Source organism: Phyllobacterium bourgognense (genome assembly GCF_003337575.1).
GTDB lineage: Bacteria > Pseudomonadota > Alphaproteobacteria > Rhizobiales > Rhizobiaceae > Phyllobacterium > Phyllobacterium bourgognense.
This window is the reverse complement of the sequence record NZ_QPJM01000044.1, coordinates 1-9,247: the sequence shown is the minus strand read 5'-3', so window position 1 is coordinate 9,247 and position 9,247 is coordinate 1. Positions and strand designations below refer to the sequence as shown.

10 protein-coding genes and 3 pseudogenes are annotated in these 9,247 nt (G+C 58.4%); 5 read left to right on the top strand and 8 right to left on the bottom strand.

The window, feature by feature from the left end:
* The 3 genes and pseudogenes from C7476_RS27555 to C7476_RS27545 form a co-directional block, all read right to left on the bottom strand.
* The coding region (locus C7476_RS27555) for a DUF3300 domain-containing protein (protein ID WP_425374036.1) at positions 1-314 on the bottom strand (314 nt) is incomplete at its 3' end.
* A gap of 815 nt (positions 315-1,129) precedes the next feature.
* Positions 1,130-2,187: pseudogene (locus tag C7476_RS29590) on the bottom strand (aspartate-alanine antiporter-like transporter); the annotation flags it as partial.
* Positions 2,188-2,327: 140 nt separating this feature from the next.
* Positions 2,328-2,933 carry a hypothetical protein gene (locus C7476_RS27545; RefSeq protein WP_114433100.1) on the bottom strand — a complete coding sequence of 202 codons (606 nt, stop codon included), beginning with the start codon at positions 2,931-2,933 and terminating at the stop codon, positions 2,328-2,330.
* 515 nt (positions 2,934-3,448) lie between these two features.
* Between C7476_RS27545 and C7476_RS29295 the strand changes: the two genes are divergently transcribed.
* The gene (locus C7476_RS29295; protein ID WP_342633369.1) at positions 3,449-3,568 is read left to right on the top strand and encodes a 2-dehydropantoate 2-reductase N-terminal domain-containing protein; all 120 of its coding nucleotides are present in this window, start codon (positions 3,449-3,451) and stop codon (positions 3,566-3,568) included.
* Positions 3,558-3,785: a (2Fe-2S)-binding protein gene (locus tag C7476_RS27540; RefSeq protein ID WP_245426652.1), complete on the top strand. Its 228-nt coding sequence runs from the start codon at positions 3,558-3,560 to the stop codon at positions 3,783-3,785. Before C7476_RS29295 ends, C7476_RS27540 begins: the two co-directional genes overlap by 11 nt.
* Here C7476_RS27540 and C7476_RS29030 read toward each other — a convergent pair.
* Positions 3,745-4,308: an adenylate/guanylate cyclase domain-containing protein gene (locus tag C7476_RS29030; RefSeq protein ID WP_245426651.1), complete on the bottom strand. Its 564-nt coding sequence runs from the start codon at positions 4,306-4,308 to the stop codon at positions 3,745-3,747. The genes C7476_RS27540 and C7476_RS29030 overlap by 41 nt on opposite strands.
* Before the next feature lie 277 nt (positions 4,309-4,585).
* Between C7476_RS29030 and C7476_RS29025 the strand changes: the two genes are divergently transcribed.
* On the top strand, positions 4,586-4,945 hold the full coding sequence (locus tag C7476_RS29025; protein WP_245426648.1) for a hypothetical protein: 360 nt from the start codon (positions 4,586-4,588) through the stop codon (positions 4,943-4,945).
* Positions 4,946-5,035: 90 nt separating this feature from the next.
* On the opposite strand, the gene C7476_RS27530 is transcribed toward C7476_RS29025, so the two are convergent.
* The 4 genes and pseudogenes from C7476_RS27530 to C7476_RS27520 all read right to left on the bottom strand — a co-directional run bounded on the left by C7476_RS27530 (position 5,036) and on the right by C7476_RS27520 (position 7,169).
* Positions 5,036-6,397, bottom strand: coding sequence for an alpha/beta hydrolase (locus tag C7476_RS27530; RefSeq protein ID WP_114433099.1), 1,362 nt, complete (start codon positions 6,395-6,397; stop codon positions 5,036-5,038).
* Between the two features lie 105 nt (positions 6,398-6,502).
* On the bottom strand, positions 6,503-6,625 hold the full coding sequence (locus tag C7476_RS29195; protein ID WP_281032750.1) for a hypothetical protein: 123 nt from the start codon (positions 6,623-6,625) through the stop codon (positions 6,503-6,505).
* Between the two features lie 173 nt (positions 6,626-6,798).
* A pseudogene (locus C7476_RS29290) lies at positions 6,799-6,903 on the bottom strand (thiamine pyrophosphate-binding protein); the annotation flags it as partial.
* Positions 6,904-6,983: 80 nt separating this feature from the next.
* A complete protein-coding gene (locus C7476_RS27520) occupies positions 6,984-7,169 on the bottom strand; it encodes a DUF982 domain-containing protein (RefSeq protein WP_114433098.1) in 186 nt (61 codons plus the stop codon).
* 176 nt (positions 7,170-7,345) lie between these two features.
* On the opposite strand from C7476_RS27520, the gene C7476_RS27515 reads away from it, so the two are divergent.
* Both C7476_RS27515 and C7476_RS27510 read left to right on the top strand, forming a co-directional pair.
* On the top strand, positions 7,346-7,846 hold the full coding sequence (locus C7476_RS27515) for a hypothetical protein (RefSeq protein ID WP_147274762.1): 501 nt from the start codon (positions 7,346-7,348) through the stop codon (positions 7,844-7,846).
* Positions 7,847-8,660: 814 nt separating this feature from the next.
* Positions 8,661-9,247 (top strand): annotated as a pseudogene (locus tag C7476_RS27510) (ABC transporter ATP-binding protein/permease); the annotation flags it as partial.

The following is a 9,247-nucleotide window of genomic DNA, read 5'->3' as shown; positions in this document are numbered from 1 at the left end:
GACGGATCGGGTTTCGCATCCGGCTTTGCTTTCGCCTGATCCTGAAACCGCGCCGCCTGGACGATCTGTAGAGGGTTGAGCGCGGCCGAAAGCACGAGGGCCACAAGGTCGTCGGGATAGAGCGCGATGCGCGCGGTCAGTGTTTGCAGCTCTGCCGCCGTCAGCAGTGCCGGCGCGGGTGCTGCTGGTGCAGGCGCTGCCGGCTCCGTTGCAGCGGGCGCAGGCTGCGTTTGTGTCCAAGCCTGCATGCCCGGCCCGCACATCAGCAGCGCTGCCGAAGCGACGACGGCAATCGTTTTTTGGTGCAATGACATAGCTGCTCTCCTCATTGGCGCTTTACTGTGACACGACCATCATTCACGATAAATCCTGTACCAGTCAGATTTCATACTGACCATCGTCCATCCGCGTTTTGTCCCCTCGTCGAGGCCTCGGTCGGGCGCCCGAATTGAGACTTACGATCCTAGCATACTTGCGCTCCCAGTCGTCGTGGTAAGTTGCAAACTTTTCTCAATAGTGGCATGGCATCAGCTTGATCCAAATCTGAACCGGAAAACTGCAATGTTCAAGGGCCGCCATCCTTTGGGGTAAATTCTGATCCAGACACAAATTTGCAAAAGATCCCTCGGCAAGTTGCACACGCCGACTTTAACGACACCTCGCCACAGAGCGCATATTTGTCAGTTGCCCAGCTGCCCGCGCAGGGCAACTCCGAGGCGTTAGAGTTCGGATGGCTAACAATACAACAACAGTAGTCCATGCGACAGGATCGTTGGCCAGCTGCGCGCATAGTCCATCTCGGGCATGTGCCGGAAGAGCGCGACGGAGAACAGGGAGGTTGCGACGATGAAGCTGAGGCGGCCGGCAGTATGATGTGGCCTGTGACGATCCGCGTGTTTGCACCGTTAGCGGAACGTTGAACAGCCGATACGACTAGGCGCTCTGTGTGGGGACCGTACTGAACGCGATGAGCACTATCATCGCCCACTGGAAGTGCTGGGGATTTCCCGGATCGCTGAGCAAATCCGGAATAGAAGGGAATGCGTTGCGAAATGGGGATGGCGGCACCCATCGATTGGGCAGCGAACAGACCTTTCACAATCATCCTTCCGCTGGGCATTTTGATCCCGTTACGCGCAGGATCCAACTGCGCCCCAAGCCGACTAAGTCTTTTTGCGATCCGCTCGTGCATGATTGGCGAGTTCTCGCCAATTCCAGCGGTGAATACGAACGCCTCAAGACCACCCAGCGCTGCAGCAAGCGCACCTGCGTTGAGACTGATCCGATGGACGAAATGGTCGAGCGCCAACGCGGCTCGGGCGTCGCCGCGCTGCAGGGCCAAATTGCCCGCAATCGGGAGTTCCTGACCGCCGCGGCTGACAGACCGCAGATACAACCCACGCGTCCATTCTTCTGCCGATAGGTCGGCAAGAGTCCTGCCCCAACCTTCGGACTCATGAGGAGGACATCCGCAGCCAGGACCGGCAGGTCCAGAAGCTCCCTGTCTTCGACCTCGTCGGCACGAGGTCCGACCAGTTCGACCATCACCTCACGCGGACCGGAGATTGCGATCACGTCGCTGGCTCGAAGCGTCATGTCGGACGCAGCTTCGAAGATGCGGTCACGCTGGCGAAGCCTTTGGATGAACGGCCTGTGTTCGGGCACACGTGCCTCGGCAGCGGCCACGGTTAAGCCTGTAAGAGGGGAGTTTTCGGCCAATCGATAGGCGCGCAGTTCGAACTTCCGCCAAGCGGACGCGAGGCCTGGCGTCGCTCGCTTCATTCCTAACGCCTGCTCCAACTTCAGCGCTTCCGTTCTGAGGTCGATCTTCAGCAGTGCCGGGGCGATTACGGTACAGAAGACAATGACGCCAGCATAACCGAAGATGTAGCAGACCGCATCCGCCACAGCGATGTGCGCGACTAACAGTGCGCGGTCCGCCTCCGACAAAGGCAGTGCGTTGACTGCATCCGTGGCTGTTCCCATAGCGGCGCTCTGAGTCAGAGCACCAGACATAAGGCCCGCAGCAAACCCTGGATCCAACTGCAGTATCTTCGCAACGAGGATCGAAGCTGTGAGGCCAGTGATGGCGACAACGACGGCCAGCAAAATTGGCCCTAGCCCGTCGGACGCGAAGTGCTTGTCGACCAGCACCAGCTGCTCGTATCGCGAGGAAACAGCACGTATGCATTCGAGGTGACGGGCAACATAGGCTCCGACTTCCTTTGGTCCGTCCACAACCATTGACGAGGGCCTGCGCCGACCGTCGAGGCCCTCGATGATATGACCACTCAGGTGGCCGCTACAGCTGCCCTAAACTCTCGTCATTAGCCTGCGTTGTATGATCGGGCCCGTAGCCGTGCATTGGTCATGTCACGCTTGACCGCCCGCTCATCCTCGTTTTCTTCGACATCCCGGATGGCCTCGTTATCCAAATCCGATTCAGTACCGGCAAAACCGGCAGCGCCGGGGACGCCCGATATCTTTGGATCGCCGGTCCGGTCATACTCGGTGGGTACGAATTCCTCGTCCGCCGACCAGCCTTCGGAACGCCACGAGGCGGCCCGCTCATCGATGTCGATGCTGCCTTCGTCGTCGAGGATATCGAGTGCAGTGTCTGCAAGATCGGCGCTGACGCCCGTCACGGTGACCAAGTAGCCGCCGCGGCGGAGCCCCTCTGAATATGCCGCGCGGTCCTTGCTTGGAAATAAGAAGTCACTCAGAGCCTCCCAGAAACCTTTGCCGTCATCGCTGATGCCGACTTCCCGGTCCGCCTCCGTGTCATTGCCCTCGACCAATCGAATGCTGTCGCGACCTATGCCCGCCTCGACCAAACGCTCCACCGCTCCTTCGGCCACGCCGCGATCTTCGTAAAAGGCAGTCAACGTGTTTGATGGTTTCGAGATAGGTGAACTTTCAGCGAATTCTTCCATTTTCGACTTCCTCCATTTTCTGAGCCATCCGAACTGATTCCGAGAGACGTCGAACGCATTATCTTGGCATCGCTCGCACCACCGTCGAATCTAGTTCAACTACCTGATCAACCATCGGCTTTGGCGTTGGTTCCAGAACTATTGAGATAAAGGGAATCCAACGTGCAGGCTCTTGTTTTGGGGTTGGCTGGCCATACTGCAACGGATGGAACGGCGAGCATCACATCGGGCATGACGGCGTGCCTTCGTGCATCAATCATTGAGTTCTGGGCCGGCAGTAGCGCTGAATTTATTGTGGAGGGATCGCCGCCGCAGTTTTGGAAATGGCGCAAATGTGGCCGTTTTGTACTTTACGCGAGGATCGCATCGCTGGACATTGGATGGGCAACGACGACTTTCTTCCTCCCGAGTTCGGGGAAAGTCCGACGTACAGTCCTCAGAATGCGATTGTGTCGCATGTGATCTCAAATGCGCACACCAGCTATCAATTCCTGTCAAGAAATTCGATCCTTATCATGACTACACTCCGACCTTTGAAAATCTGCATCTATGGCGCTGGCGCTGTCGGCGGCACGATTGGCGTATTGCTGGCTCAATCGCGCCACGATCGTCTGTTCGTGCAATGTGTTTACTGATCAGGATGTCCGCTCCGCCGTCGACGCGGAGCGGACGCGCTCGATCAGCCAGGTCTATGCCTGCCTCGGTTGCAGCGCGCAGTGCGGCCGCTGCGCGCACCATCCGCCGCATCATGGACGAGGCGCTCGGGAACGCTGGTGCGGTATTCTGCAACGGCTGCCGGAGGTCCTCGCTGTCAAACTGATGCTTGTGCCTGACTTTCGTGGTCGGAAGTAATGGCAAATACGTCGTACTCACCGACCAGGCCTTTCAGCTTGAACTGACCGATGTGCCGCACCAACGCAGCCGGCAAATCGGAGGCGATACTTCCGGAACAAACCAATGTCCGCCCGCTCGTCTTGGCGATCTCCTCCAGACGGCTGACAACGTTCACCGCCAGACCGATTACCGTAAGATCCAGTCGAGTGGGACTTCCGACATTTCCGTACGTCACCGGCCCGACGTGCAGAGCACCGACGAAGGGAGGTAAACCCTCGGCCCGTGCCCTCGCGACCGCTTGCGACGCCGCGCGCACAGCAGCGGCACAGGCGGCGGCGCGGCCGCTCTCCGTCACCTCGAAGATTGACAAAACCCCGTCACCCACAAACTTCAGAACGTCGCCTCCCTCTGCCCGCACGGCATCCACCACTACCTCGAAGTAACGTCCAAGCGTGGTCAATAATTGCGGCGGCGAGGAGGTGAGTGAGAGCGGTGTAAACCCGCGCATATCCGTGAGCAGGATGGCGGCTTCGGTCTCCACGATATCGCCGCGTTTGATTGCGCCGGCCTGTACTCGCGCTGCGGGTCCCTCGCCGAGAATGTGGCCAAAAGGCTTTCTATCGAGTGGCGCATTGCGATTGGTTCAAGCGCAGCCGAGAGGGGCACGGCGAGGTCCTTGATCAAAGTGAGGTGGCTGTCGGCAAACCCCCGGCCTTGGCGCGTCGCGAACATCGCGCCTTGGGTGACGCCATTCCCGAATGCGACCGGAACCGCGATGTAGTCTTAAAGCCCTCCTTCGCCAAGTCATGGAGAACTATATGATCTTCCGGTCCCAGATGGCCCAGCTGCTGCCGGAACCAGGCTCCCTTCTCGATGACCCGCTGGGCTGGGCTGCCGATGTAGGTCGGCGTGTCCAGCAAAGCACGGCTGATAGAAAAAATCTGGGCGGCTGTTTGCGGTGCCCAGAGGATGCCCAGGCGGTCAACAATGGATTATCGACCCGCATGGCGAGGCGCAGCCGGTGCAATGGGACTCCCATCCCGGTCAATCCCTGCGCCAGACCGGAGGTCACTGTCGCAGCATCACCTGACAAGCGCCCCGGACCGATCAGCCACGCCGCCAGTTTTTCCGATTTTCGCGGTGATATCTCCGATGATGAGGTCTTGCCCATGAGATGATTCCTAACCTGTTTCGTCCAACAGTAGGCCACGCTCCCGACAGTAGTGACGTCTGCAGAGGCGCGGCAACAAGATCATTTCGGAACACAATCATCGCGAGGCCTGCTGGACTTCCGATATTCTCCAGAAAGGTCGTTTGATTTCGACGAGTTGGCGACGCGGATCGCCAGCCTTCACTCTGTCGCGGATAAGCGCGACCAGATCCGCCTTAACGGCCGGATCGTACAGGAAATAGCTGTGGCCGATAAAGCCGGCCCTGCCCGAATACTCAATGAAATCGACCACCCCCCCCATATGAGAGCCTTCCCATTTGGACGCCGCCTGGCTCCTGTCCTTGGGAAGCCTGCCGACAGCGATCTGCCCCAGCCGCAAGGCGCTGCCAAAGAGCAGCGTTGATGCCCTCAACGCCTTGTCGCTGGGAGACGAATAAACCGTGAGATGTACAGGGCCTTGCGGCGGGAACGTGCTTGGGCTTGATTTACTGCCGAAGGCAAGGTCCGGATCCGACACCACGCCGAACATCTTGGAAGCAGCCACATCGAGATCAATGTCGGGAGCGAAAAGCACGGCGTTCGCGATCTTGTAGCGCTGCCAAAGCGAGGATCGGCTAACATAGGCTTCGATGCCGAGTTGCTGGACGGCGCTCGCGAGCACATCGGTCCCGCGGCTATGCGCCAGAAGGTGAACCCGCTCGACACCCTTGGTTTCGGCGATGATACGAATGGCCTTTTTGAGGTCCGCGACGGCAAATTCGCTCGACTCTCGGTCAATGTTGTAGCCGAAGAACACGCCGCCGGAGCCCCCAGCCGGCCACGTCAGGATAACGCAGACAAACTGGTTCTGCAGCGTCTTGCAGATCTGGCCTGTTGCGAGCGCCGCGTCGGCGAAGGTATTGTTGTAGCCATGAATAAAGACCACGACCTCCTTGCGGGGTGCTACTGCGAGACGACGAGCGACTTCGGCCTGCAGCGATGCGGCTGCCTGAACATGGGCTGCGACAGCCGCCGGCGTGCGGCGTAGTCCGTTCGCGGTCGCCACCACGCCGTAGGGCGTCGCCGGAAACCGTCCGATCTTGGAGATCGCACCGACGTCTAACTTGCCCTTGCTGATGGGAGAGGCGCGTGTCGGGGCGATCGACACCGATCCGAAGCTCAAGAATCTGGCTCTCTCGGCACCGTAGGACAGACTGCTTTTCGAAGCAGCTGCGGGTGCCCGGTCGGTGACGTAGAGGAGGTCGAAGGCTCCGGGCCTCTGCCGGGACTGAGCCGTCTGGCTGTTTTGCAACGCCGGCGACGCGGTAACGGGCAGCGTTGCCACCTCCGCGCGCTGCGTGGCACAGCCAACGAGGAAGACAAGCAAGAGAAGGCCCGGTAGTGCCCGATGCGACCTGTCCCTGGCCCGTGAATTTGCGACCAAGACTACGTCCAGCAACGCGATAGCTGCTTGCCACATGGTTTTCCTCCTCCGCGTTGTTTTACGGTGTTTAGCAGCGTGCGTAAATCCGCTCCAGATCCCCTGATCGCACTATGACAGTTCTTTGGAGCGCATAGCCGCTGATCAAGGCTTGATCTGCTTTAACAAGAGTTGAATGAGCAAATCGGCCATTGAACGCATGCGCTGCTCGTCCCGGTAGACCCGCTCGATGACGACGAGGCCACGCATGCCCGTGACGATGAGCATGGCATCATCGACAGGCGATGATGTCAGCTGTTCTGCCTGGCCGGCCGCGAAAATCTTTCCAGGAGAGCCGCTTCGATCTCATCGATCAAACCCTGATCGCAGTTCGTATCGACGCATCTACGGCACAGGTACGTTCCTGAATTGCCGATGCCGTACTGCCGACCGTATCACTCCGGACCGCAACTGCCGGCGCAAACCGCAAGTTCGCCAGTTACGGCGGCCTCGCCCGCCGCGGCGAAGGCACCTGCTTTTTCATTGCGGACATGCATGAACGCGATGCGTCACAGGACAGTGAGGGAAAAACGATTCGGATCGGTTCAGCAGATTGAGCTGTCGTGATGCCGGCGGTGAGCAGTTTCTAAATAGTAGCGCTGCGATAGTCGACAAAGATATTGGCTTCTCTGGCTGCTTCGATAAAGGCGGCGCGGGCATCGGTAACGGTCGTTAACTGGTCAAGGGCATCGAGAGCGTGGCTGCCAATGCGATTGAGGATTGCTTCAGCCATCAGACTTCGGGCGATCGCGATGCGACAGAAATAGAACATGGAACACCTTCTCTGACATGCGGCATCTCCTGGAAAGTTAGAGTGCAATCCTTGACCACCGAATGCTCAGCAATGTCACACCTGGTGAACTGGTCCTGGTCAATTCTGACCAGAGAACGCCTCATCTTGAATAACATTGGCCCCTTAACGAAGCGTGGGATGCACATCTGCAGCCTGTGCGGAGCGAATTGCCGTTTTGCCGTGCCAAGTCGCTGTTGCACCGGATTTTCGACGATGCCGACGTGCCGCGTCTCTTCGTCAAATGCATGCCGATCGGCGACGCCTCGTTCGGTTTCGTCACCGAAGAGCATGAAGTCTTTCTAAGGGAACATACTTTCGACGACACGGTGATTCGCAGCGCCTCGCAACTTCTGCTCGGCCCGGCAGAAACGGAACTCGGACCGGGTTCAGCAGACTTCCGACCGCTGCATCTGGAAAACTATCTCTACCTTGCCTATCGCTACTCCCAAATCCATCACACCAGCCTTGCCGCCTATGCCTTAGCCGTTTCCGACATTTTCCATGCCAATATTTGTCCGCGACTGACGATCGGAAGAACGCATTCGCATTGGGCGAACATCAGGCCCGGGCATGAACTCTATCAGACCGCTATCGGCACCGGGTGCCGGCCCTTCCAGCGGCACGGCGAGCCGGAACCGCAAAGGGACGCGAGGTAGCGGCGAGAACTTCGTTAGCGTTTCCAGAACGGTTTCCGGCGGCGGAAATCCACCCATGCATCTTTCAGGTCCGGAGCTTCGCTCAATTGCCGGGAGCGCTGCCAGCCGGAGATTGCGCCAATCCCCCGCTGATCTTCTGCCCTGTCGGTGTTGTTCGCAAGTGGTGCAGAAGCTCGCGTGTCGTCGCGCGGTCGTTGTCCTTGCCTAAAGCATCCTGCAGGCCGCAGCGGACCTTTCTTAGCATATGCACATGACGCAACCAATCAGCAGGGCCACTTAGTTGTAGCGTCAGCGTGAGCGGGAACTTGCAACTGATCCGAACAGGCCAGGCATTGGGCTTCGTCGGCGACCGTCGAAGACGAACGCGCGTCTTTGTTCCGACAGCAATAAGTCCATGTTGCCGTTGTGGTCATGGTCGGGGAAACAAGGTAAAATCAAACTCTGTTGAACCAGTTTGGATGCGTCAAGAACGTAGAACGCCATAGACCTTCGATATAGCTACGCACCAATCGGTTTCGAACCGTTGGTGCTAGTTGCGGACCTAACCATCGGCGGAATGGTTAGGCGGTCATTAGGATACTGTGACGGCCTGGACAGAAGTCGGGTACCTTGCGGGGTGAAATCTGATCGCCAGCATATTGAATCAACCCGCATCCGAGGGCGAGCGCTCCACCGGACCGGCGGCGCGCCCTGGTCCAGAGAATTTGGTGGGCTAGTACGAGGCTTTCGGGTTTCTCGTCCGTCCCCGCCGTATCATCCTCACTGCCGGATGAGCGGTGTGCAACTTAGTTCAATCAACATGCCGAGGGACGTCATGGATAAACAGGAAACTCCCCTCAAGACAACGGCAGTTCGCTTTGTACGCGCGGTCAAGATCTTTATGACCTCCGAGGCCGGTATAAAAGCGAGATGGCTGCTTGTCGGCCTGGTCCTTCTCTTGTGCGGGCTTAACGCACTGAACGTTGTCAACAGCTACGTGGGCAGGAATTTCATGACGGCAATCGCCGAACGACAGACGGCAGAATTTTCCCAGCAAGCGATCTTCTACATTGGGGTCTTCGCCGCTTCAACCGTGGTCGCCGTTTTTGCGCGGTTCGTCGAAGAACGTTTGGCGCTGCTCTGGCGCGATTTCCTGACCCGCCGGGCGGTCAAACTTTACCTGGCCGATGCAACCTATTTTCACCTGGGTTATTCGGGGAAACTCACTCATCCCGATCAACGGATCGCCGATGACGTCCGTTCCTTCACGGTCACCACCCTCTCGTTTATCCTCATGATATTCAACAGCGCACTCACAATCCTGGCCTTTTCAGGAGTGCTGTGGTCGATCAGCCCGTTTCTCTTCGTAGTTGCCGTCGTTTATGCCGCAGGCGGCTCTTATCTGACAATTGCTCTCGGCCG